Below are 25,060 nucleotides of genomic sequence, written 5' to 3'. Positions count from 1 at the left end.
GTTCAAATGACCAGATTTAAATTTTATATCTTAGCTTTCCGCCATAGATATCTATTTAAATTATAAATGGCTAGTGAATATTTGACGGATTATACTAACTCCATTAACTAATTATTAACAATTTTAGATACTTCGCATTAAAAAAATAAAGGAAGAAAAATGGATAGTTTATTAGATTTTACAAACAAAACCGCGATTATCACTGGCGCGGCAAATGGTTTCGGTAAGAGGCTTGCCATCGAACTAAACAAACGAGGTTGTAACTTAGTACTCAGCGACATCAATAAAGAAGGCTTAGATAATACTGTTGACAGTCTAGTCATTTCTGACAGGGCATATTCATTACTAGGCGATGTATCTGATGAAACCAATTCAAAACAACTCGTGGAGCTTGCTATCAGCAAATTTGGCAGCCTTGATATTGCGGTTAATAATGCCGGAATTGCACATGAAATGGCGGCAACACATGAACTTACTGAATCGATCTTTGACCTTCAATTTGCGGTAAACGTAAAGGGTGTCGCGTTTGGTATGAAGTATCAAATTCCAGCTATGTTAAAAACTGGCCATGGTCACGTTCTTAATATTAGCTCTTTAGCCGGATTAGGCGGCGCGCCCAAAGCAGGCGCTTATGTTGCTGCAAAACATGCAGTAACCGGCTTAACCAAAACAGCAGCTGTTGAGTATGCACGCTACAATATTCAAGTAAACGCAATATGCCCTTTCTTTAGCCCAACGAATATTATGGATGTTGAAGGACTGAATACTGAGGAAGCAAGAGCTATGTTGGCAAAAGGTTCGCCCATGAAGCGTCTTGGCGATCCACAGGAAATGGTCAACGTGATGCTATTAATCTTGTCACCTGGAAATACGTATATGAATGGGCAAACTATTGCGATCGACGGTGGAGTGACCGCCTGGTAAGGGCTACAAGAAATAATAAAGATAAATTTCAAAAAAGTTAAAAACACACAAAAAAGTTAACCACTTGATTTTGTTGGTTTTACTTTAAAACCAACAAAATCAAAGTATAACTTAAAATACCTTAGTATCCAAGTACTGACTGAACAACTGCATTTTAATGCGTATATTCACTTCGAACCCAAAAATTGAAAGGTGTAAATATCATGTTGAAAACGAAATTATACGCACTTGCAGTTGCTATCCCGTTTGCTTTAAGTTCAGCTCCTACTCAAGCGAGTGATGTTGAATCGGCATTGGCTAATATCTGTAGTATCGTTGTTGCGGACGATAAAAGTGAGTTACGCAAAAAAATCAAAGGTGTACGTTCTAGCTTTAGACTACAGTTGAAAGATTATTACACAGGCATTAAATGCAATGGTAATAGTATGATACGCGAAGCTGCATTGAACAATGCCATTGAAGCCGGAACGCTTTTGGTTAAGAAAATGCCGAAGAAAGATTTAGAGACACCAGAAGAAGATGGTAAAACCCTTCAGGCTTGGTTAACTGAACAAGGTTTAGCAGACAATCCAATTGCTGTTGCCCTTCAGGAACGTATCTAATACGTTTTTGAGCAACCATTTTGAAAACAGTTTCAACATGGTAGACGAAGTATCCTTCGTCACTAAAGGCGACTCGAAAGAGTCGCCTTTTTTATTTTAAATATTCTAAAAATCAAAAAAGTTAAGGCGTAATAACTACCTTCCCTTTCACCTTTCTATCCGTTACTTTGTTTATAGCATCAACAGCATCAGCTAACGCAAAACGCTCATCGATAACCACTTTAATTTGACCTTGTACGTACCAGGTTAATAGCTCTTTCATATTGGCCATAAAATCTTGCGGCTGGTGTTGCGTAAATGAGCCCCAAAAAACACCGACAACTGAGAACCCTTTCACTAATGAAAGATTGACTGGAAACTTAGGTATTTCGCCACCAGCGAACCCAATCACCAAAAGCCTACCATTCCACGCCATGCTGCGAGAACACGTGTGAAACATCTCACCACCCACACATTCATAAACAACGTCGACACCTTTGCCTTTCGTGTGCTCTTTAATAGCGGCCTTTAAATCTATACCAGTATAATTGATACAAATATCAGCACCGTTATCCTTTGCTACCTGACACTTTTCGTCCGTTGAACAAACAGCAATGACTTTCGCGCCCATTAACTTGCCAATTTGCACTGCAGCCAAACCTGTTCCACCAGCAGCACCGGTAACTAGCAAAGTATCAGAACTTGATAAATTAGCTCTTTGTTTCAAAGCATGATGCGCCGTTGCATGCGCAGTGACCAAAGCAGACGCCTCATCCAGCGGGATCCCATCAGGCACTGGAATAACGTGGGTTGCTGGTAATGCGACTTTTTCAGCATAGCCACCCAACATACATAGACCGATCACTTTCTGACCCACTTTTAAATGAGCAACGCCCTCACCGATTTCAGCAACAGTACCCGCAACTTCACTACCAGGAATAAACGGTAGGTCAGGCTTCATTTGATATAAACCTTGAACCAACAAGCTGTCAGGAAAATTAACGCCAGCCGCCTCTACATTAACGACGACCTGGCCTTTAGCTGCCGTAGGATCGGGCATGTCTTGAAGTTTCAATTCCGAAACAGGGGCAAACTCGTTGCAAACAATTGCTTTCATATTAGTAATCTTCCTTTATGGCTCGCACTGCGAGGTTTGATAATGGTGTTAATAGTTGTTCGAGCTCCAATGCTTTTGGATTTGAGGCATTTCCGTCTTTGCCGCGTTTAACCACGCCTTGGACTATTGAGAGTAATCTAAAAAAGCTAAATGCGATATAAAACTGCCAGTTGTCTATCTTGCTTATACCTGCTCGCTGACAATACAATGCAACATAATCCTCTTCACTTGGTATCCCCAACTCTTCTCTGTATATTCCTCCCAAGCCAGGCACATTTCCCATATTGGCAGGTAATCTCAACTGCATACATTGATAAGCTAAATCGGCATAGGGATGCCCGAGAGTCGACAGTTCCCAATCAAGAATGGCACATAAATTCTGGCTGTCATGCGAAAATATCATATTATCTAAGCGAAAATCACCGTGCACAATTGAAACAAGGCCATCACCTTCTGGTAAATTTTCACCTAACCACTGGATCAGAAATTCTGCGTTAGGGTTCTCTTCAGTTTTTGCAGCAATGTATTGTTTTGTCCATCGGTCTAACTGACGAGCAAAATAGTTACCCGGACGACCGAAATCACTCAAGCCCACTTCCTCAGGATTAATACTGTGTAAATGCACTAATGCCTGATTCATCTGATCATAAACTTTTGCTCGCTTTGAATTTGGCGACTCACCAAAACAAGGCCTATCGTCTAGGTCGGCTAATGAGGCATTCCAAAAAATATCACCCGCCACAAAAGTCATGATAAAAAACTGGCTGCCAATAATATCGACGTCGGTGCAAAGATGAATTGCTTTTGGTACGGGAACATTCGTATTTTGCAAAGCAGCAATGATGCGATACTCGCGGTCAACTGCATGCGCTGATTTAAGCAAATGGCCAAGTGGTTGTCGGCGCAATACAAATTCACCGACGCTGGTTGTTAATTTGAAGCTCGGATTTGATTGACCACCACTGAATTTTTGCAGCGACAATAGCTCACCCACCTCAGGCACATTGCTATCGCAATATGCTTGAAGAGAGTTTAGGTTTGGCGTTATCTTAAAGCTCATCTGTTTCTACGACTGATTTCTTGCTGACATTTGCTGAACTAAGTTCCGCCCCAATTGCATCATGTGCACCTGATCAGGACCATCAGCAAGACGGATAGTGCGTGCGTAAGCCAATGTTGCACTTAGCGTTGTGTCTTGTGATGTTCCGGCAGCCCCATGGATCTGAATGGCCTCATCAATCACTTCACATGCCATTTTAGGAGCAACAATTTTAATTGCAGCGATAATGTTTTTAGCCACTTTATTGCCATATTTATCCATATGATCCGCAGCTTTGAGAGTGAGTAATCTTGCTTGCTCAATTTTACAATACATTGTCGCTAAACTTTCGCGCACTGATTGTTGCTTGCTTAGTGGTTGGCCAAAAGCAATACGCTCTTCAACACGCACACATGCTTCATCTAATGCTCGTTGAGCGCAGCCAATAAGACGCATGCAATGATGAATTCGCCCTGGACCTAATCGACCTTGTGCAATTTCAAAACCTTTACCTTCGCCCACCAACAGGCTGCTTGCTGGAACTCTTACATTTTCAAATAAAATCTCTGCGTGACCAACAGGTTCATCTAGGTATCCCATAGCAGACATTGGGCGCACGATAGTCACTCCCGGTGTATCTAAAGGAACTAAAATTTGCGACTGCTGTTCATGACGAGCAGCGGATGTATCGGTTTTACCCATGACCACCATAATGCGACAATTCTCGTTCATGGCTCCGCTGGTATACCATTTGCGACCATTGATCACGTATTCATCACCTTCACGCTGAATAGAAGTCTCAATATTGGTCGCATCAGATGAAGCAACGGCTGGTTCCGTCATTGCGAATGCTGAACGAATTTCACCATTGAGTAGAGGTTCTAACCACTGTTTCTGTTGTTCAGAATTACCATACTTCGCCAACACTTCCATATTACCTGTGTCTGGTGCGCTGCAGTTAAATACTTCTGAACTCCACAACACGCGTCCCATCAATTCGCATAACGGCGCATACTCAAGATTAGTAAGGCCAGCACCGTATGGCAGATATTCACTGGGTAAAAACAAGTTCCATAAACCGGCTTCTTTTGCTTTTACTTTTAGGTCGTGCATTAGCTGCGGGGTTACCCATGGATTCTCGGATTGATGGACTAAGTCATGGTAAATTGTTTCATTCGGATAGATATGCTCATCCATAAAAGCCTGTAATTTTTCGATATTATTTTTGGTTTTTTCAGTGTAATCAAAATTCATATTCGCCCCATGCGTAAGCTGGTTATTGAGTTTATTAACTATAAGTAATTAATGATTTATGTTCCGGCAAATCTAAATGCCCCACATTATTGAAACTGCTTAATTGAATACCATCACGGTTAAAGAAAAAATGATTGATACTCGTGTTCTTGATTTGTAAATTGAAATTAACTGTTTTCTCTACCGTCAATCCAAGCATATTCATCATGGTGATAGCAATTGCGCCGCCGGAACTTGCCACAAGTACATTCTTATTTTCTGATGCACAAATTCGTTCTACAGCGCCTGCTACTCGCCCCGTAAATTCACTCCATGACTCTGGAAGCTCTTGACCTATCTCTTGCTTAGACCAAGCCAGCATTGCATTCTTTAGCAATCGATAAAAGTCAGCTCTTGGCGCGTCACCCGCTGGACGCATTTTAGGATTCAATGCTAAGTACGAACTTACAACAGCATTAAAATCAAATTCATTCCAGCCTGCGTCGGTAATAACAGGTATGCTACTTTCGCCGCCTTTTTGAATGCCAGCCGCCGTTTCTTTATGCCGACGCATATCACCCGTTACCACGCTATCAAATTTAATGTCGCGATGGGCGAAGTATTGTCCTAACAGGACCGATTGCTGATGTCCTATTTCACTCAATTTGTCATAGTCTGCTGCACCAAATGACGCCTGACCGTGACGAACGAGATATAATTGAGCCATGCTTTATTCCTTTTATGTGTAAACAAAATGTTAGGTGCTTTAGCAGCATAAGGGTAATTGATTGTTTTGATATAGGGTTATTCATGAATTGTATGGAAACCTGTTTGAGATCAATTATTGCTCAACGACCTTCACTTATAATCTGGCATCAATTAAGTAATAGTGAAAATAATGATATGTCTAAGCTTGAGTATTTCGATAAGAACGTGCTGAATAAATACAATACCGCAGGGCCGCGATATACATCCTACCCAACTGCGCTGTCATTTCACGACGAATTTAGTGATCGAGACTTTGAGTTTCAGATAAAGCAAAAATCGACCAGTAAGAGCGCTCAGCACTTATCACTATACCTACATATTCCTTTTTGCCATTCACTTTGTTACTACTGTGGATGCAATAAGATAGTCACCCGTCATAAGCACAAAGCGGACCACTACCTTGAATATTTGTTTACAGAAATCACGCATCGCGGTGCACAGTTTTCAGGCTATCAAGTTACTCAACTGCATTTAGGTGGCGGCACTCCTAGCTTCTTAGATAAACAGCAATTAGCCAGACTCATGGCACATCTGCAAAGTCACTTTCTTTTTACTGAGAATATCGAAGCCAGCATTGAAATCGACCCTCGGGAGATTGAATTAAGCTACATCGATGATTTAGCTGACATCGGTTTTAACCGTTTAAGCATTGGCGTGCAGGATATAAATAAGGAAGTGCAGGAAAAAATCAATCGGGTTCAGAGCACAACATTCATTGCCTCCCTTGTAGCTCGAGCGAAAGAATTAGGATTTTCATCCATTAATTTGGATTTGATCTACGGCTTGCCTATGCAAACTTTCGATACATTTTTGGCTACTTTGCAAAAAGTCATCGATATTGACCCAGACAGGATCTCACTTTTCAGCTATGCCCATATGCCTGCGCTTTTTGCTGCACAGCGAAAAATTAAAGATGAATGGCTGCCTAACGCACACGCTAAATTTGATTTGCTAAGACTCGGTATTGAGTTTTTAACCCACGCAGGGTACGTGTTTATCGGTATGGATCATTTTGCAAAGCCCAGTGACGAGCTAAGTAAAGCCTTAAAATCAGGTCGTTTACATCGAAATTTTCAAGGTTATACACCAAAGCAACATAACGCCCTATTGGGCTTAGGCGTTTCTTCAATCAGTAGTATTGAAAACGTGTATGCACAAAACGAAAAAGACTTGAAAAGTTACTATCGAGCAATCGAAAAGAATCAATCTGCCCTGGTAAAAGGGCTGGTTTTAAACGCTGACGATGAGGTTCGACGTGCCGTCATTCATTCATTGATGTGTAACTTCCAAGTCAACAAAGAACACATATCAGAGCAGTTTGGTATCAACTTTGACAACTATTTTGCTCAATCAATTGCGGATTTACATACATTTGAACTAGATGGACTAATATCCATGACCGACACTCATATCAATATTGCGGACCGTGGCAGGTTGTTGGTCCGCAATATCTGTATGAGCTTTGATCAATACCTAACTCAGCCTGCGCATCAAATGCGCTACAGCCAAGTTATTTAGTAAGCAGACTAAATGGGTGAGCCTGGTGGTAATTGCTTAACTGCAAAACTGCCTAGCCATTCATTTGATGTCCAATAGTGCTCGATGTATTTTGACAAAACCTTGCCCTGCTCACTTTTGTCTTTCTTAGCTAGCCAAGCCTGATAACTCAGCAATTCAGCCTGCATCACCAACTTAACTTCCGGCGATAGTTCATCAGCTTTTAAAACATCAAAGAAAACGTTTAACGCCACTAGCTTAATACGTTGCTCTAAAACGTCAGCTGAGCGCGTCTTTACCAAGTTCTCAAATACCATATTCACTACTTTTTGAGGACTGGGAATGCTGCTATCAATTGAATGTTGATAAGCTAAGCGATTTAGTCTTATTGGCTCTAGCAAATTAGTGATTGAATAACCTGAAGCAGCTTCAGCGGCGCTCACAGGGTCAAATGCGATCCCCATTCTGCCGTTAGTGCTCTCTCTATATCTACTGCTGCCGTAGGCTTTAGGATTTATCAGTTTTGTCAGAGCAGGTTGTATTGCCAGATAGCTCGCAGAGGCGCTATCAACTATCATTTCAGCCGCTTTGAGCTGGTACTCCCCAGCAACAAAAGAATTACCTTTCACTGGTGAATTAAGCTCTTTTTGCTCATATTCATAAATCAAGCCTGACACTTGCTTCACCAATGCGTCGAGTTGATAGCGATGTGAGTAATAAATTGGTACCAAGCGTTCCTCTAGCGATGACAAGTCGGCGCCAGCTGGCAGTGAGTTAACACCGAAATTACTTAAAGCAAATTTTCTAAGCTCACTCATTCGGATAAACTCGTCTATTGGACTCTTACCGTTATCCCATAAATGGCCATCGCTAGATGCGCGCTTTGCAATTCTTGCATCAGGGTCTGATTTATACAAAAATCCACGTTCTCTTGCTTGCGATACTAAATCGCGCAACGCTTTACTTTCGTCTGCACCAGAAAAATCTTGATAACCATAAGCAATAACGTACTTATCCCAGTCGCCAATTCCCTGTTCATAGGCACTCTCCAGTGAAATTTCGCCATCCTTCAACGTAATAAGTGGGTGCGGATAATCCATTACTGACGCTCGGTTGTTTTCACTCGCTGCGAAATTATGCGCAATGCCTAAAGTGTGTCCAACTTCATGCGCAGAAAGCTGTCTAATGCGATCTAGAGCCATTTCCAACTGCTTGTCAGTGTTAGCTTTACCCGTGTTTTCACTGTCAAAAGGACTCGTCATGCCCAATGCGATTAGATAATCTTGTCTTACTCTTAGAGAACCTAGCGTGACATGCCCTTTTATAATTTCACCCGTGCGCGGATCAATGACCGAGCTGCCGTAGGACCAACCGCGGGTTGCTCTATGCACCCATTGAATAACATTATAACGTGCATCCATTGGGTCAGCGCCTTCAGGCAGCACTTTAACTTGAAATGCATTTTTATAACCAGCAGCTGCAAAGGCTTGATCCCACCACAACGCACCTTCTCTGAGTGCAGTCATCACTGGCTCTGGGATCCCCGGATCTAAATAATAAACAATAGGTTCAAGCGCTTCACTAACGTCTGCATTCGGGTTCTTCTTAGACAAACGGTGACGCGGAATAAATTTCTGTTCCATTTCAGCGTCTATAGGGACTGAATAGTCGAAGTAACTGTGCTTCCAGAATCCGGAATAAGGATGAAAAGTGCGCACTTTGTAGTTATCGTCTGGTAGCGCAACAAAAGAGTGATGTAAATGCACTGACACACTCTTCGCATCAGGTGTCACCTGTCGAATATATTGACCCTGTGGTTTTCCCGCAAATGTAACAAGTGCCTCAAGTTCAGTATTGCGCTCAAATGCTTTGGTCTTTGGCAGATAGATGCCCGAGCGACCTGTATCGAGGGAATAACTCCCCTGTCCGGTTTGACTCAATCGCTCTGCAACCCCGTGCACATCGGATAACAAAAAGGCAGTGTAATCAATATAAATTTTGTTGCCATGCTCATATGCAATTTCAAATCCGGCAATGACCGAATCAGCAAAGGCTTCATCAATGCTTTGACGCTCAGCGACGTTGGTTGCACTGGCGCGATAATCAGTATTTAGCTGCTTCAACAGTATCTTATTACCGAAGCGCTGAAATTCAACTAGTCGCGTATCGCCTAACTGGCCCCTGTCTAAACCGATATCGTTCGAACCAACCCCCTGAGGTAAACTACTTTGAAACAGCATTTGCTGGTTCAGCTGACCTGTATCTAGCGCCAAGTACACTTTATCCTCGGTGTTAGCGTAGACAACTTCTACGAAACCCGGCATTGATTGTTTGGCCTTCATGAAATCTTTATTATCTTTAGCCTGAACAACTTGCGATAAACATAGCAAAGCTACTATTAAGACGGAATTCATCCACTTGATCGAACCCATTTGACACCACTCCCAATAATGTTGTTATTTTTTATTTTGTCTACATATTGCTTGATCTGAATCATCAGCGACGATCGATTTATGACCTATTCTCTACCTTAGCTTACATTTTAAATAACACCTTTTTGTTTGCTGTAAACATTCAAAAAAATCACAGGTGTCTTTAAGGGAGAAACTATGCCCCACTCAGAGGCTAATAACAACTTGGAACAAACGATAGCTTGTAAAATTTTGTCATTGGTCGCAGATGAAGAGGCCAAGATAATTTTATCTGACCTCCCAGTTTTTGGTGCCAACCTGACATTTAGAGAAGATATCGCCACGTTGGAGAATAGCATCGTTTATCCATGTCAACCCATCGGTTGGATTGACTACTCATCATTGACTAAATTAGCGTGCTTAAACCAACAACGGTATTTTGATGCTCAACACTTTTTAAAAGTAGAGCAACATCAATTGTTTTTTTCAAAAACAGTAAAGGTACATACCGTCAATAATGATTTAAAGCTATCCAAAACTATTCTGACTTTCTCTATTGTTCCTGAGTTACTGAACCCTGTAGTCGTTAATATACGCAAATAATCATTCAACTAGCAATAAAGTTCATACACTCAACTTACTTTTCAAGCCACTCAATCTCGTCGATGTTTTACCTATGCACTCTTTTAACACTGATAAACTCGCTATAATGCCAAGACTATTTTTCGCCCTTGTTACTCCCGTGTAGAGTAACTCTCTGCTTAAGTGTTGGTTATTTTGAAGCGCTGCATCGCCTGCAGGAATGTTTGGCAGTAGTATATCAATATGCTCAAATTCCGAGCCCTGCGTTTTATGAATAGTCATCGCATATACCATCTCAAAAACGGGTAGCGAAGTAATGCTAAACGCTACATGGGGTTCAAGTGATTCAGGAGCGGAAAAGCACGCTTCTAAATGGCCGTTTTCGTTTGGCCAAATAACGCCGATATCACCATTGAATAAGTTTAAACGGTAGTCGTTTTGCACGATCATGATGGGCATACCACGATAAATCTGCCCAACGTTGACGTGCGAGAAGCGTTTTCGCAGCTGTTGCTCAATTTGTGTATTTAAAAATTCTGTCCCTAGGCGGCCTTTTTTAGTTGGTGACAGCAACCTATATTGTTTGAGTTGAGCAATGGCCTCATCCGCATTTCGACTTTCGAATATGCCCTGATAACGCTGTGCGATGGATGCTAATAATTCTGCATTTATTGTTCCATTTGGCGTGTAAGCATTCTCATGCCAAGCAATGGCAGGCGCAGTTGGCTCTTCCATTAATAACGATAGTTGTTGTATTGCCTGCTGATTATCACCATCGGAACCATTATTCCCACTTTTAAGAGGTGATAATAGCGACAAAAATGGCTTCTGTTTTCCCTGTAAAATGCATTGAGACAATTGCGTTATCTCATTTTGCGAACGCATGCTTGTTTGTAAAAATGTTACATGATTGTACTGATATGCTCTATGAACTGGCTCTGTCTCGCTATTTCCGTTCATTCCAGCATTAACTTCCTGAAGATTGGCAGACACTAGATCCGGCGCTAACTTACGCAATAGACTTAGGTGAGATTGAGTGTAAACGTTAGAGTAGTCGCTCGACGCGGCCGCGCTGCGCCAGGTTTCTTGGTTAACTAAATCTTTTAATAGACCTCCGCTTTCAACAGATGGCAATTGGTTTGCATCTCCGATCAGAACTAGCTTAGCGCCTTTTGGAAGTGCCCGAAGTAGCTTTGCCATCATGGCTAAATCAATCATAGATACTTCATCAATGACTAAGAAATCACAGTCCAATTGCTTTTTATCGTTGTATTTCGGATCAATGCCATGCATTCCCAAGCCAAGCAGACGGTGAATCGTTTTTGCTTTGATCATTGGCATTAAATCATCAATTAACGCACTAACATGATTTATTTTGTTCACTTTAAGCAGTTGCGTAAACTCGCCTAAGATAGACTCATTTAAGCGCTGTGCTGCCTTCCCGGTCGGTGCCGCCAGCATTAATTTTGCTTTGCCTGAACCCGCTTTCTTTTGTGTAAATAGCCAAGACAATAACAATCTTGCAACGGTATACGTTTTGCCCGTGCCAGCTCCACCGCTAATAATTGAAGTTTGGGAAATAAGCCCGTTGGCAACCGAAACCTTTTGCCAATCTGTACCTTGCTGCGGTTTTATTGGGAATAGCGTTGGCCATAGGCTATCTGCACACTGCTGCAAATGCGCAAATTCATCTCCTGAAGACGCCAAGTATTTCGACTGTTGATCTCTGAAAAATCGGGCTACTTCATTTTCATAATTAGCATAACGCGCAGTATATAAATTCGGTGCATCCCAGTTTATATCTTTTCTTGAAGGCACAATTTCCGTAAATTGCTGAATTACATCGCTAAGTTGCTGTGAACTTGCAAACGAAAAGCCTGTTTTTATGCGCGTTTCTTTTTGACTTAAAGCCTGCTCATTTTGAATAACATCAGCTTCAGACCAGTAGATCTGATCGGCAATAGCGGAAATGGTTAAGCAACTATGTCCCTGACGTTGAAAATAGGAGAGTGCCAACAGCATGTGAAATAGTTGAGCAAGGGATTGTTGATCGCTAAAAAATACATGTTCAGCCTCGTATTCATAGCGTTGCATGATAGCATTGTTTGCAAAATAGTAGTCAATCGATTGGATGTCAGCCAATACTAGCAGACAATCTGTGCACGTTGCGTAGCCGATTTTTTTTGAAATAGCGGGAGGAAGAGAAAATAACATACCTTATGCCCCCGCCTGATTTGCATTGAATAAAGTATCAAGCATCTGAAGATATTTTTCATCGACTCTGTCGAAGAATACGCCCTTCGACTGTCCATCTTGAGTTTCTTCAGCTGACATACCGCGTAAATAGAGGTAGAACACGCCGCCAAAATGGGTTTCAAAAGAGTAATCAACAAGCTGCTGCTGCAAATATTTTTGCAGCGCTAATGAATACAATAAATACTGTAGGTCATACAAATGATGTTGATTATTTTCGTTCAGTTTTTCGCAATGATAATCTGCGTACGAGTCGCCCAAGTGTGTCGATTTATAATCGGCAACATAGTATTTACCGTCATGCTCGAAAATAAGGTCGATAAACCCGTGCATCATACCGCTCAGTTCTGGAATGTCCGCCATTGATATCGATAACGCCGAGAATCCTTTTTCTTGCTGCAGGTGCTGACGATATTTTTGCAATACGGTGGCAATATGTCTAACTTTCAAACTTGGCATAGGAAAGTAGAACTCAGCTTCACGAAGGGTTTGCTGCATGTTTAAGTCCGCCAAACAAAAACCATCTATCAGGGGTGTTCTCAAGCAAGAACTTAGCCATTCAAATAGATCTGAAACTTCATTTTCTTCCAACGCTTTATATTTAGATAATGCAGCAACGGATGCATCTTCCCAGTCGGGTGAGTGAAAATCGACTTGCTCTAAAATATCATGCAACAAGTTTCCAGTATCCGCTCCTTTTTCCAGTTGAAACCGAATAGTATTTGAATCTTTAGTGCGCTTTGCTAATAGCGCCTCTGCTGAAATGTTCGATGGCTGTTCTGCCATATTGTCAATATTGAACGTTCGATGTTCGCTTGATGTTTCAATCGCATGCAGCGATATCTGATTCGGTGATGACACATCATAGTTGCCAGCACTGTCACTTCTTTGAAACCGCGATAAATTTGAAAATGAGCTGATGACCCATGCCGCCCGATGAGTTAATTTTGCATCGACGAAAACCGGAATAGTATGAATACTCTCAGTTGGATACATATTTGATACTGTTGGCAAAATATCTACGTTCACGGCATTACTATTGCTATGCATGTCTTTGTCAAAAGTGATGTTGTTGAGAGCAGCATCTTTCTCAGTTGTTTTATCTGGAATTGTTTTATCTGGAGCTGTGTTGAACTGCATTTCAAAAACATGCTTATCCAACCACGCAGCTAAATCTGCGTGAGCGGGCTCTTTTGACTTGCAGTCGTTTAACGTTTCTCTTGGGATCCCTAAGGCTTTATTTAAGGCTGAGTCGCTGTTACTTGCATCGTTTACCAAGCCCATATAACAGCGATGTTCGGCACGAGTCACGGCAACATACATCAAGCGTACTTTTTCGGCATGATCTTGCTTTGCATATTCGTTTAAACTGGCATGAGTGGCACCCAATTGATAAATCGCTTGGTCACTTTCTATATCTTGGAATTTAAAGTGCAAAATGGTGCTCGACTTTCTTTTTCGCGGATCCTTGTATTTATTGCCAAAAGGTACAAACACAAGAGGATACTCGAGGCCTTTAGAACCGTGCTGAGTCACTATTTTGATCAGATTTGCGTCACTTTCTAAACGCAGCTGCATTTCTTCATCGGCAACGTGGTCAAATATTTGGTGACTCAACCACGCTAATTGTTGCTCTGGTAGCTTGTTCAATACTGCATTTTTAGCCATTGCCTCAGCCAAGTGCATCATGTTTGTTAGACTTCTTTCTGCGGAGCCTTGCGGTGCATAGTTTTCTTTAATTAAGCTAAGAAGCAAACTAAAAATACCGTGCTCGAACCACTTATCTTTATAGCTAAAGCATGAATCGACCAACGTATCCCAAGAAGGGTGCATTAAGTCGTTGTGTAATTCAGCCATTAATTTTTGCTGTTCGTGTGTCGGAGTATTGCGTTTTGCTTCATTGTCTGTTTCATCGTTTGTGGCCAAACTTTTTAATAACGCACTGTTCAGCAAGGAACTATTCGCACCCGCAACCAAAGTCGATCTATTTGTGCTGTGTAATATGGCATCTAATACTCTATAAAGCTCTATCGCTTGTTGTGTAGAAAACAAAGGTGTTTTGTCACTTAAATAAACCGACGTCAATCCAACGGCATCCAAACTATTTTTTACAAGTGATGCTTCTGTTCGGTCTTTCACCAATATTGCGATATCCGCAGGCACAACCTTTTTGCCACCTATTTTTGCGTCTCTAAGTAAACGCATTATTTCGCGGGCGCTCCAATCAAGAACCTGTTGCTCGAGCTCACTCTTTTTTCTTTTTCCATCAGCACGGCTTCGTGGATCTTCCGTTGCTCCGCTAGCATTGCTTTCAATGCCGTCAGAGGCAAGCATGTAAGTCATGGCGGATCTTGTTTCTAAAGGATCGAATAAAGGCGTCTTGGCTGATTTTGACGATGCTGTTGATTTTATGATTTCATAGTTTATATCGAAGCCGAACACTTCACGTGGCTCTGTTTCTTCTAGTGTGTGTCCCCAAAATAAGCGATTATAAGCGCTTACCATTTGCGCGCTGGACCGCCAGTTGGTGTCCATCAACCAAATATAATCAGCATCATCTTTAGCTGCTAAATACACAAAAATATCCCCCCCCCTAAAACCATAAATTGCTTGTTTAGGGTCGCCTATCATCAGCAATAGACTATGTTTGTCTGCTTTCGGATATAGTAAGTCTAAAATTTGGTATTGATGGCGGTCGGTATCTTGAAATTCGTCTACCAGCGCAACCGGGAACTGCTTGCGGATGGAATCAATTAAGTTGGCACTCTGGCCTTTTAATGCGTTTGAAAATACACTAATAAGATCGTCAAAAAGCACAACGTGCGCTTTCTTCTTTGCTATCTCAACGCGTTTACGAATATCATAAATGCCCTCTTTTACAACGCCAAGTACCTCTATAAGTTGCGCGCTTTTTTCTAGTTGTTTGTCGCTTTGATCAACCCACTTTTTCAGGTCAGCGCGCAGCAATTTAAGAGGCTCTAACAGCTCTTTAGCCTCCGGTGCAGAACGAAAGCGATTACCATTGATAAAATCACCCACTTCTTGTGGGGTGGTCAATAACGCTTTAATATCTGTATCATCAGCTTGCTTTCTATGGTTGATGAAAGTGAGGATCCTGTCTAACCAAGCGATAAGAACGTGCCACTCTTGCGTCCGTTTTTCTTCATCTTTGTGTCCAATAACTGCTGCCTCAAATAAAAGGCTTTGGCTCTTATTCAAGTTATCGAATATCTGTTGAATAATGTCAGTCTTTAGGAAGAGTTGACGCGCTAAATTTGCGCTTTCATCCTTCTCTACTTGCGCCATTGTTACCTGAGTTAAGGCTGAATCTGAAGAAATTGCAGATCTAAACTCACTGAAAAAGGCATCCGGAATATGCCAATTCTTTGAAGCTAATAAGCCAAAAGTTTCCTCATCTTTCGTTGCGACTCTCAAATAATCTTGCACGCTTTGCATCATCAATTCTGTTGAATCGGTAACTAACTCTAATTCTAAATCTGCATTCAGCGAGACTGCAAACTGCTTTAATACCCGTTGACAAAAGCCATGTATGGTGAAAATTGACGCTTCATCAAGCGATAACAATGCAGAGGTTAGTAGTGCTTCGCCTTCTTCTATACCGACTCTTTCAATTAGCGTTTTGGTAAAATCAGACGGCTTTTCTGCATGCCATTCATTGTGTATATCAAGTAAAAAAGCGGCTACACGTCCTTTAATTTCTTCGGTCGCTGCGCGCGTGTATGTCATGACTAAGATTTCTTGAACTGATAACTTTTTTTCTAATATCAAACGCGCGTACAGCAGAGTGATATTAAAGGTCTTGCCAGTACCTGCGCTTGCTTCTATCAAATGACGGCTGTTTAGCTCAAGATTAAGAGGGTCGAGGTGTTGCATCGCTTAAACCCTCCCCTTTCTAGCAGTTTTTGCGCCGCTCTTTGCACCGCTTTTTACTGTGATTTTTGTTAACATATGTTTCTTCAGAGGCTGATAAATGGCTAATAAATCACTAATGGTCTCTTTGTCTTTCTCAATATATTGCGGAAAGTAATGGGTAAAGTATTTGTCCACGACAAACGGCGATGGGAAATTAGTGGCGTCAAAGAACGTTGACCATCTGTTTGCAATTTCAGGATGATGAAAGTAATCATCCGCGCTGGCAGAAAAGGGTTCAAAATCAGGATCTGCCTGAATACCAGACATCAATTTATCTGCAAGATCTGGCGCAATGAGCAACGGACGCTCTAATCCCCGAGTAAAAATATCCAGCAGCGTGCTTAAATACGCGAGCGCCTGTTGTTGTTCAATAACGCTGAATTGTTCGATTTTTATTGATACCGTTTTTGATTGAGTATTTTTGACGATACAAACAGCAACGCTGCTGACCGCACTCTCAGTTGCAGGTACTAGCTCATTCTCTTCTTGCTCACTCTCTACTTGCTCACTCTCTACTTGCTCACTCTCTACTTGCTCAGGCTGTGTTTTCTCTGACGTAGCTGAATTACCGTGCGCACATACAATTAGGTGTTTTATCCACGTAGCAATTAAATGACGTGTAGCATTTCCTGTCAGGCTGTAATCGACAGCCCCACCTGTAATTGACAAATCAAAATGAAAATCGATCAGACTAGATGATATCGCTAGCTGTCCACTAAGTTGGTCGTCTGAAATAAATTGAGATAATTCATCCGTCAGCTTCTGACTTTGCAGTGCATTTTCATCAATAAGTTCTTCAGAGTTTGGATAATCTGGAAACTTACCCGATAGCATCAAGCGGGTTTTCATTGAGTTCATCGCTTCTTGCTTTTGCTCCTCACTAAAACCAAACTTTTGGCACTCTAACATGCAGTCAATAAAATCAGACTTCATCAAATAAACATCTAAGCCATTTTCAATGAATGGTTCGGTATCAGATAAGCCTGTCTGAATATCGTCCAACCATAAACCTTGACTGTGATTGGCAAAAAACTCCACGGGCTTTTTGAAGAACTTCACTAAATCTGGCAATGCCACTTTTTCACTTAACCTTGATTCTTGACTTTGGCTAGCAACCGTTTTTTCTTGGTTATTCTGTGACTCTTGACTTGTAAATAGCGAGTCATCCTTACTGGAATGCAGACTCGTCATCAATCTATACCAGCCTTTATCGAAGTTTTGCTGAACTTGTTTAGGCACATCAGGACTGTTATTTTGCTCAGGTGAAAACCCTGCAATGCTGAAAGGGTGCAAAGGTTGTTGAACGAGATTATCGAATTGGTGGTGTTTCTTTAAATAAGCTAAAAACTCGCTCAGCACTAGGCTCGCCTCCCTGCTCTTATTATCTCTTATTCCTCTGCCTTGATAGCTTAAATATAATGCTTTGCGAGCTGAAAGTAGCGCTTCTAAGAACAAATACCTATCGTCACCCCTTCTTGAACGATCACCAATATGACGGCCTAAATGATTGACCAAATCCATATCCACGAAGGTAGATTGTCGCGGAAACTCTCCATCGTTTAGACCTAAAACAGCAATCACTTTAAACGGAATACTGCGCATGGGCATCATCGAGCAGAAAGTCACCTGTCCGGTCATGAATTGATTTTGGCTGTCTGGTGACGTAAATGCATTTTGTAATGCTTGACGGAGTGTTTGGTAAGACCATTGTCTCTGAACTTCTGCGTCATTACTCGCATCGGCCGCAACATTAGGAGCAAGCTTATCAAACAATGACATTTGATAATGTTCAAAAAATTGTCCGAGTGTTTTAGTAATGGTCTGCGATGCATATTGCTCAACAGTACTAGCATCGAAAAGGCTGTCTTTCATGTCGAAGAGAAACGCTTTCCACTCTTCCATTGTGCGCAGTCTTTTAAGCGAATCACCATAACTTGCCAATTTCTCCAGTAAGTGCAGCAACTTACCAAAAGTGACGGCAAGCTGTCCCTCAATTTCGTTTAAGGCGAGCAGCCTATCGTCAATTAAAAGGTCATTATCAGCATGACTAAATCCTTCTAGTAATCGACTCATCCCCCAATGCCAAGTAAACACATCGTTAGCTTTATCAACGCCCAATATCACTGATTTATGCTCAGCATCTAAACCCCAGTGAATGTTTGACTGCTTGACCCAATAAGCGAACAGGTCTAGTTCAGATGTTTTTATAGAATACTTTTGCATGACCGCAGGCAAATGTACAAAACTCAAGAACTCAGTCACACTAAAGCGGCTATCAGGTAACGACATCAGTTGCATAAACGCAGCAACTAGAGGATCAGCATCCAATGGATTGCGATCTGCTATTGTGCATGGAATACGCTGTTTTTCAGTATTGTTTAGCTCGGCAATACTTTTGCCAAAAACAGCTTCAATGTAAGGCGAATAATTTTCGATGGCTGGACACATCACTAACACGTCTCGTGGGCTTAGCGTTTCATCCGCACTAAACTGCTGCAGCAAATAGTCATGCAGCACTTGAACTTCTCGCAGTGCACTGTGGCAAGAGCGCACAATAATAGAATCGTCTAGTTCGGGACGGCACAATGTAACTTCATCAATTACCTCTGCGTCCGCATTTGATTCAACTTGTCGTGCTTCACTCTGGCCTGCTTCACCTTGAAGTATTTCTTGCTGTATTCTCTGTAAAAGTTTGGGGGCAGCGCTCTCTTGTTGGTAATCAGTGTCAAACGCGCTTATTTCATAGTGAGAAGATTGGGATAATAAATTGAATAAGTCTTTACCCTGCTGTCCAAGGTTTCTAAGTAAGGGATTAATTGCCTGCTGCTCAACCCAAGCATCAATTTTACCCTGCTGCAGTTGTTTGGCTAAGGTGCGGTCTGATACTGCATCCCCCCAGTAGTCAATACATGGATTCAAATGAAAAAAGTGAATTTGAGTGTACTTAGCAATCTGGTTGAAAAACGCAAGGGTTTGTGGAGCCATCGTATTTATTGCAAAAAAATATACTTCGCTGGGCAATACATGGCTTTTTTTATCGAGTTTTTCCAGCGCTAATAGCTGCAGTCTCACTGGGTGATTAGGTTCTTCCTTCGCTAATTCGAGCCAAATCCATCGCTGCCAAACTTCGTGTTTAAGAGCAACGTGGTTTTGCTCAGGATCGGCTATGACAGACTCCCCTTTCTCCCAAGCTAGCAACCATTCGGGCCGAAACATGAGATATTGCTCAAGCGTGTCCGCTATCAAGCGGCTAATGTTAACACGCTTATATTCCGCTGCTGTGCTGCTTTCTTCCTGCCAATAGTCGATGAGTGCAGCTTCAAAGTTTTGCTGTGTAAATGCATCTGAAGACAACAGTCTTTCAATGCGCCAAAGCATCACTTCTCGCTTATATGTTGACTGCATGGGCACCTTATCATGCCCAAGAATATCGCGACAAAGCTGCCAAACAAAGCGCGTTGGCATTGGATATTCAATATTCATTGCAATGCCGGCATGCTCAGCTAATTGTAAATTGAGCCAATGCTGCATACCTGTGCTTTCAACCAAGACGGTTTTAGATTGCAAAATAGGTTGCTGGCTATTGCTCATGACAGCTTGAAGCAGAAAGCTTAAGTGCTCTAATTTATTGGAAGGATAGAGTGTTAGCAAGGCAGATTATTCTTATTATTTTTCGACCAAAGATGACCCTACTATAACGTGAATAAACTTTTCATAACACTGATCTTAAGATTATTGAGTGCTAAATTTAATGAACAAAAGAGAGGAAAATACTCGGTAGACAAGGGACAATTGTCTACCGAGCAAAAGGTGCTCAGTGCCAACACATTGCAAAAATATCGCAATGGATGTAATGAGAACACACACAACACTTATCTAGTAGCAAAAGCATTGCCAACTTTTTTTGTTAATAAAATCAGTAGCATAAAATTAACAATGTTAAAAAAATCACCGCAATGGTGTTTTATAGTGCAAAAGTAATTTGTTGTGCACGATATTGGTGCCCAGCTTGATATTGTTTAATCCAGTGTTAAAGTTAACGTTAAACGTCTACAATATTGACCTATAAATCAACTCCCCTGCTTTTGGGTTGTCAACTTACGTAAATTTGAAAGGACGATTGATGTTAACAAGCACTCAACTTAACACCATGCTTAATCTCCAAGATGGAATGAATAAAAAAGTCAATCCACAATGGTTAACCGCAGGTTATAGCTACTTAAGAGCGGCCATGATTGAGTCAGTAGAGGCCATTGAGCATCATGGCTGGAAATGGTGGAAAGCACAAAAACTAGATCTTCCACAGGTGCAAATGGAGCTAGTGGATATATGGCACTTTGCTTTGTCGCACTTAATTATTCGTCATAACGGCGATATAGCCTTAGCCGCTGCTGCAATTGAGACAGCCTTGTTAGAGTCGCATACCGCAGTGACATTCGACGGTAATCACATTAACTTTAGTGAAGCGTCGCTAGTTGAAAATTTAGAGTTAATGGCCGGCTTGTGCGTTGCTAAACGCTTCGACGTTCCGTTGTTTATAAAAATTGTCGAACAAGCTGAGATGGACTCAAGTGCCCTATTCTCGCAATATGTTGGTAAAAATATTTTGAATTTCTTTAGACAAGATCATGGTTATAAAGAAGGGACTTACATCAAGATTTGGGATGGAAAGGAAGACAACGAACACCTGGTAGAAGTGCTAACAGAAACCAATAGTGAATTAGACAACTATGCTGATGTTATTTATCAACAGTTAGAAAAAAGATACCCTCGTTAAGCGTTTTGCTCAAGACAAAAAAATGGCTACTTACGAGTAAGTAGCCATTGCGCGACCAAGCATAACGAAGAGATTGCTTCGTTATCTTTGTAACACTTTAAAAAACGTAGTTAACTGCGAAACGAAGCAAGGTATCTTCATTTTCGTTAATATCGTTGGTTCTTTTGACAACATCAGCTTTCAAAGCCACGTTGGTGTCCAAATCATATCTAAGCCCAACAGATATCGTATTATCTTCAGCAACAGCTGGCTGTTGAATGCCGACTACAAGTTGCGTGACTCCTGGCTGAAATGCTGCAGGGAAACCGCTTACTTCAGATAGAAATTTCGGACCGTTGTTTAAATCTGACTTCTCGTAGGTTATGAATGGAGTCCATTTGCCTGAACGAATACCAGCAGTTACGTAATAGTTAACTTCATCGGGGTAAAAAGAATCCTCAACCTCTACACCTGTATATTCAGCCGCTACAAACCAATCAAATGCATCATATTCAATGCTACCGCCATAGAAGATACCACTATCAGCGTTTGCTTGCAGTTGATCACTCAAGCTTGCAGACAACTGCCCAAGCTGCGCGAAAGCAGGTGCTAAAGCCGGTATATCAAATGTCACTTTGCCCGTCGCATAAACGCCTCGAAATTTCCAGTTGTTGTAAGCAAAATCACCTGTGAGAGCAATGACATTATCAACCGACAATCCCGCATCCGCTCCAGCTAGAGTAAATTCACTTTCTACGTTGCCTCCTGTTACTTGGAATGTGTACTCCAAGTCTCCAGTGTAGCCAGAATAATCGAATCGAGCGCCGTCAATATTGTTAAACGGAACTGCATAAACAGATTGTGGAGCAACAACCCAATGATAAGAGTAGCCCACATCTAATGACGCGGAATATCTGAATAAGGGCAATCTAAGTCTACCGGCAGAGAGACTGGTATTGTCGGAAGTTTGATAAGTGATATACGCCCATTCAAACTCTGCTGAATAATCGTTGTTGCCGCGGGCAACGAGCTGACCTGTAGCGGTCATTTTATCATTGATGTCACCACTAACTTGGATCGCAAATAAACTCTGCGCACCAAAACTAACGTTATCGTCATAATCATATAGACTATCGTCGCTGCTGGTGATGCCGCCAGTTAAGTTAGCGAAACCATTAATGCGAATTTCTGCCTGCGCTTGGAATGTTGCTAGCACTGCAACAGCAATTACTGATAAATTTTTATTTAATTTGTTCATGTTCACGTCCTTACATTTCGACGATTTTAACAGCGTCTGTCACAGAAGCTCTATTGATATAACCTACTACGCTCGGATTTTTTGAGACTAAATCAATCACCTCTGCATCGCTCGATACTTCTTTCGGCGGAATGCCTTTGCCTGTAAAAACAAGCTTTGACCAATACGCTGAGACTTGGCTTGAGCTGCGCCCTAGCACTGCCTCATCAAAATCTTGCCTTATTTGTGTATCAGCACTTTGATTTACGGCAATCGACTCATTGCCATCGGCAAATTTCTTGTCTTTACCTAAGAATATGCGCTGCACCGTTTTGGAATCTAGTGTGTTGGCATTAGCGGGGTTTACGACGACTACAAGTTCCGCTAGAACGGAGCTTGTTGCAAATAACAAGGTGGCTGCTATGAGCATTTTTTTCAACATAGTTGAGTTTCCTATTTGACAGTGTAATTGATAAACAGTTGAAAACTCTTTGGGCAATAGATAGTTATTGGACACAAAAGTTTCGTGTTTTCAGTGAAACCGTTCATCCTTTTTCGACTTTACTTATTAATTTTAGGAGCTACATCTTGATCCATTGCAGAACGCTCCAAATACCTTCTAGTGACCTTATGAGCAGATGACGACTGTAACGACACTGCTTAATAACATCGCGTAGTAGTAACTAATCCTATTAACGATAACCTCAATTGAAGCCGCCGAGAGCAGACTGCCAGTAACAGAAGGCTTACCAATTATAAGGTCGTTTGTTATTGTTAAATCGACCTTAAAACCAATGTGAGAATTGTACGGTTGTAGCCCGAACTTTAATGTATAAGTATTGATACCTAATTATAAATTTTGCTCAAAAAAAAGGCAGCTAACGCTGCCCTTATAAAAACATAAAACTTAATCGTTCCAGACCACGCTATCTTTGTGGTCCGTCAAAATTACCGATTTGAATTTTTCTTCGATTACGTGACGCTTAACTTTTAAGGTTGGGGTTAATAAATCGTTTTCTATCGACCACTCTTCGTTAAACACAACAATTCGATCTAAACGTTGGTGACTTTCAAGGCCACTATTCACAATTGTTAGTGTGTTTTGCAGGCTTTCAACAATACTCTCTTTGTTGTGAGACCTAGCATGTTCGGAAAGCACTAGAAGCGCAATAGGCTGTGGCAAATTTGTACCAGTAACACAGACTTGCTCTATAATTGCATTCTCCATTAATTTCGCTTCAATCGGAGCTGGCGTCACGTACTTGCCTTTTTCTGTCTTGAATATATCTTTTAGTCGACCCGTTATTTTAACGTAACCTTCAGAATCCATGACACCTTTATCTCCGGTGCGTAAAAAACCATCATTTGTGAATACGCCAGCTGTCTTTTCTGGCTCTTTATAATACCCCACCATGTTGCAAGGCGAACTGACTTGAATCTCGCCGTCTTCAGCAATTCTTACTTCAACACCATTGTAGGCTTTTCCGATACAACCTATTTTATCCGTTCTGAATGGCACACTACTCGTCCCATAAGCGCTATTTTCGGTCATTCCCCAACCTTCAGAAATATCCACGCCAATGCTATGGAACCAATCAATAGTTGCTAGTGCAAGCGGTGCAGAACCTGAGGCCCAAAGCCTCGCTGAGCCTAGCCCCATCTCATTACGGATCTTTTTGGCCACTTTTTTACCCACAATAGGAATGCTCAATAAAAAGCTTAGCTTTTTTTGCGGAATTTTTGCCAACACGCCCAATTGGAATTTGGTCCACAAACGAGGAACTGAAATAAACAACGTAGGCTGGCACGCTTTTACATCTCTGTTGAACGTTTCTAACGATTCGACGAAGCGTATTTGTATACGAGAATAAAAACTGGCAAGCTCCAATAGCACCCTTTCTGTTATGTGAGCGAGTGGTAAATAACTCACAATTCGGTCGTTTTCATTTACAGACAAGGTATTTAGTGAATTTCGTGCTGCCCAACAGATAGTTTGGTAGGTATGAACAACGCCTTTCGGTTGTCCAGTGCTTCCTGACGTATATATGATCGTCATTATCTCGTTCATATCAGGGACCGGGCTTTCGCTTAACGGCTCTATATCAGTAAATATTTCCCACGCTTTCCCAACAGCACCAGGATAAGGAAAACCAATCTTCTCAATAGTCTCGGGAACGGCTTCTTCTTGCGCGTCTGAATTATCCAATTTTCCTACAAAAATAAGCGGGCAATTAGCGTGTTCCAAGACATAACTTATTGTATCTTTACCCGCGGTGGCAAAAATCGGGACAGAAATATGCCCAGCCATCATAATGCCAAGATCAGCAATCACCCAATGTGCGCAATTTTTAGACAATAATGCAATTCTACTTCCTTTGGGATAATTTTTCGCCTTTAGGGCAGCGGCTACTTTACGGGCTTCCCTTGCAGTTTCAGCCCAAGTAAAAGTAAGCTCAACATCACCTTTTGGCTGCGTCATATATAGGCTGTCGGGCTTTTCTTTTTCCCATTTGTATAGCATTGATAAAGGTGAAACCACACTTTCTTGAGGAATCAAATTGGCATCATCTAACGGCATAATCCATCCTGTCATTTACAAGTTATTCACATGCCTATAATAATGCGCGAATAATAGGAATATACAACCGATTTTTACACTCTTTACTATCAATTTTTTACGAACAGTTGTTTTCTTACAATTAATATTGCCGATGCTAAAAAGGGTTTAA

The 25,060-nt window shown here is 41.5% G+C and carries 15 protein-coding genes and 1 pseudogene; 5 read left to right on the top strand and 11 right to left on the bottom strand.

Annotated elements, in window-relative coordinates; all coding sequences use genetic code 11:
• Positions 1-159 precede the first annotated feature (159 nt).
• Together GNIT_RS07420 and GNIT_RS07415 are read left to right on the top strand one after the other, a co-directional pair.
• Positions 160-924: an SDR family NAD(P)-dependent oxidoreductase gene (locus GNIT_RS07420; RefSeq protein ID WP_014108552.1), complete on the top strand. Its 765-nt coding sequence runs from the start codon at positions 160-162 to the stop codon at positions 922-924.
• Between the two features lie 203 nt (positions 925-1,127).
• Positions 1,128-1,526 carry a DUF3718 domain-containing protein gene (locus GNIT_RS07415; protein WP_014108551.1) on the top strand — a complete coding sequence of 133 codons (399 nt, stop codon included), beginning with the start codon at positions 1,128-1,130 and terminating at the stop codon, positions 1,524-1,526.
• A gap of 121 nt (positions 1,527-1,647) precedes the next feature.
• Here GNIT_RS07415 and GNIT_RS07410 read toward each other — a convergent pair whose 3' ends face one another.
• The 4 genes from GNIT_RS07410 to GNIT_RS07395 are packed head-to-tail and all read right to left on the bottom strand — an operon-like array spanning position 1,648 to position 5,621.
• Positions 1,648-2,622, bottom strand: coding sequence for an NADPH:quinone oxidoreductase family protein (locus tag GNIT_RS07410; RefSeq protein ID WP_014108550.1), 975 nt, complete (start codon positions 2,620-2,622; stop codon positions 1,648-1,650).
• A gap of 1 nt (position 2,623) precedes the next feature.
• Positions 2,624-3,682: a phosphotransferase family protein gene (locus tag GNIT_RS07405; protein WP_014108549.1), complete on the bottom strand. Its 1,059-nt coding sequence runs from the start codon at positions 3,680-3,682 to the stop codon at positions 2,624-2,626.
• Between the two features lie 6 nt (positions 3,683-3,688).
• Positions 3,689-4,915 carry an acyl-CoA dehydrogenase family protein gene (locus GNIT_RS07400; RefSeq protein ID WP_014108548.1) on the bottom strand — a complete coding sequence of 409 codons (1,227 nt, stop codon included), beginning with the start codon at positions 4,913-4,915 and terminating at the stop codon, positions 3,689-3,691.
• 34 nt (positions 4,916-4,949) lie between these two features.
• Positions 4,950-5,621, bottom strand: coding sequence for a histidine phosphatase family protein (locus GNIT_RS07395; protein ID WP_014108547.1), 672 nt, complete (start codon positions 5,619-5,621; stop codon positions 4,950-4,952).
• Between the two features lie 206 nt (positions 5,622-5,827).
• On the opposite strand from GNIT_RS07395, the gene hemN reads away from it, so the two are divergent.
• Entirely contained in the window at positions 5,828-7,180 is a 1,353-nt protein-coding gene (gene hemN, locus GNIT_RS07390; protein ID WP_202945475.1) for an oxygen-independent coproporphyrinogen III oxidase, read from the top strand.
• Positions 7,181-7,509: 329 nt separating this feature from the next.
• On the opposite strand, the pseudogene GNIT_RS07385 reads toward hemN, so the two are convergent.
• Positions 7,510-9,399, bottom strand: a pseudogene (locus tag GNIT_RS07385) (zinc-dependent metalloprotease); the annotation flags it as partial.
• Positions 9,400-9,768: 369 nt separating this feature from the next.
• Here GNIT_RS07385 and GNIT_RS07380 point away from each other — a divergent pair.
• Positions 9,769-10,173: a hypothetical protein gene (locus tag GNIT_RS07380; RefSeq protein WP_014108544.1), complete on the top strand. Its 405-nt coding sequence runs from the start codon at positions 9,769-9,771 to the stop codon at positions 10,171-10,173.
• A 21-nt stretch (positions 10,174-10,194) separates the two neighbouring features.
• Here GNIT_RS07380 and recD read toward each other — a convergent pair whose 3' ends face one another.
• The 3 genes from recD to recC are packed head-to-tail and all read right to left on the bottom strand — an operon-like array spanning position 10,195 to position 19,929.
• Positions 10,195-12,366 carry an exodeoxyribonuclease V subunit alpha gene (recD, locus tag GNIT_RS07375; RefSeq protein WP_014108543.1) on the bottom strand — a complete coding sequence of 724 codons (2,172 nt, stop codon included), beginning with the start codon at positions 12,364-12,366 and terminating at the stop codon, positions 10,195-10,197.
• A gap of 3 nt (positions 12,367-12,369) precedes the next feature.
• The gene (locus tag GNIT_RS07370; RefSeq protein WP_014108542.1) at positions 12,370-16,299 is read right to left on the bottom strand and encodes a UvrD-helicase domain-containing protein; all 3,930 of its coding nucleotides are present in this window, start codon (positions 16,297-16,299) and stop codon (positions 12,370-12,372) included.
• Positions 16,300-16,302: 3 nt separating this feature from the next.
• On the bottom strand, positions 16,303-19,929 hold the full coding sequence (gene recC / locus GNIT_RS07365) for an exodeoxyribonuclease V subunit gamma (protein ID WP_049786983.1): 3,627 nt from the start codon (positions 19,927-19,929) through the stop codon (positions 16,303-16,305).
• A gap of 532 nt (positions 19,930-20,461) precedes the next feature.
• On the opposite strand from recC, the gene GNIT_RS07355 reads away from it, so the two are divergent.
• The gene (locus GNIT_RS07355) at positions 20,462-21,115 is read left to right on the top strand and encodes a dUTP diphosphatase (RefSeq protein WP_014108539.1); all 654 of its coding nucleotides are present in this window, start codon (positions 20,462-20,464) and stop codon (positions 21,113-21,115) included.
• 97 nt (positions 21,116-21,212) lie between these two features.
• On the opposite strand, the gene GNIT_RS07350 is transcribed toward GNIT_RS07355, so the two are convergent.
• The 3 genes from GNIT_RS07350 to GNIT_RS07340 all read right to left on the bottom strand — a co-directional run bounded on the left by GNIT_RS07350 (position 21,213) and on the right by GNIT_RS07340 (position 24,909).
• The gene (locus tag GNIT_RS07350) at positions 21,213-22,352 is read right to left on the bottom strand and encodes a topoisomerase IV (protein WP_014108538.1); all 1,140 of its coding nucleotides are present in this window, start codon (positions 22,350-22,352) and stop codon (positions 21,213-21,215) included.
• Between the two features lie 10 nt (positions 22,353-22,362).
• Positions 22,363-22,773, bottom strand: coding sequence for a type 2 periplasmic-binding domain-containing protein (locus tag GNIT_RS07345; protein WP_014108537.1), 411 nt, complete (start codon positions 22,771-22,773; stop codon positions 22,363-22,365).
• Between the two features lie 465 nt (positions 22,774-23,238).
• Positions 23,239-24,909 carry an AMP-binding protein gene (locus tag GNIT_RS07340; RefSeq protein ID WP_014108536.1) on the bottom strand — a complete coding sequence of 557 codons (1,671 nt, stop codon included), beginning with the start codon at positions 24,907-24,909 and terminating at the stop codon, positions 23,239-23,241.
• Between the last annotated feature and the right edge of the window lie 151 nt (positions 24,910-25,060).

This window comes from Glaciecola nitratireducens FR1064 (assembly GCF_000226565.1).
GTDB classification, from domain to species: domain Bacteria; phylum Pseudomonadota; class Gammaproteobacteria; order Enterobacterales; family Alteromonadaceae; genus Glaciecola; species Glaciecola nitratireducens.
This window is presented reverse-complemented; position numbering and strand designations above follow the sequence as displayed.

Coding starts and splice junctions, on each gene's coding strand:
- GNIT_RS07405 (WP_014108549.1), bottom strand. CDS start 3,682: ATGAGCTTTAAGATAACGCCAAACCTAAACTCTCTTCAAGCATATTGC.
- recC (WP_049786983.1), bottom strand. CDS start 19,929: ATGAGCAATAGCCAGCAACCTATTTTGCAATCTAAAACCGTCTTGGTT.
- GNIT_RS07415 (WP_014108551.1), top strand. CDS start 1,128: ATGTTGAAAACGAAATTATACGCACTTGCAGTTGCTATCCCGTTTGCT.
- GNIT_RS07355 (WP_014108539.1), top strand. CDS start 20,462: ATGTTAACAAGCACTCAACTTAACACCATGCTTAATCTCCAAGATGGA.
- GNIT_RS07380 (WP_014108544.1), top strand. CDS start 9,769: ATGCCCCACTCAGAGGCTAATAACAACTTGGAACAAACGATAGCTTGT.
- GNIT_RS07410 (WP_014108550.1), bottom strand. CDS start 2,622: ATGAAAGCAATTGTTTGCAACGAGTTTGCCCCTGTTTCGGAATTGAAA.
- recD (WP_014108543.1), bottom strand. CDS start 12,366: ATGTTATTTTCTCTTCCTCCCGCTATTTCAAAAAAAATCGGCTACGCA.
- GNIT_RS07420 (WP_014108552.1), top strand. CDS start 160: ATGGATAGTTTATTAGATTTTACAAACAAAACCGCGATTATCACTGGC.
- GNIT_RS07395 (WP_014108547.1), bottom strand. CDS start 5,621: ATGGCTCAATTATATCTCGTTCGTCACGGTCAGGCGTCATTTGGTGCA.
- GNIT_RS07340 (WP_014108536.1), bottom strand. CDS start 24,909: ATGCCGTTAGATGATGCCAATTTGATTCCTCAAGAAAGTGTGGTTTCA.
- GNIT_RS07370 (WP_014108542.1), bottom strand. CDS start 16,299: ATGCAACACCTCGACCCTCTTAATCTTGAGCTAAACAGCCGTCATTTG.
- GNIT_RS07400 (WP_014108548.1), bottom strand. CDS start 4,915: ATGAATTTTGATTACACTGAAAAAACCAAAAATAATATCGAAAAATTA.
- GNIT_RS07345 (WP_014108537.1), bottom strand. CDS start 22,773: ATGTTGAAAAAAATGCTCATAGCAGCCACCTTGTTATTTGCAACAAGC.
- GNIT_RS07350 (WP_014108538.1), bottom strand. CDS start 22,352: ATGAACAAATTAAATAAAAATTTATCAGTAATTGCTGTTGCAGTGCTA.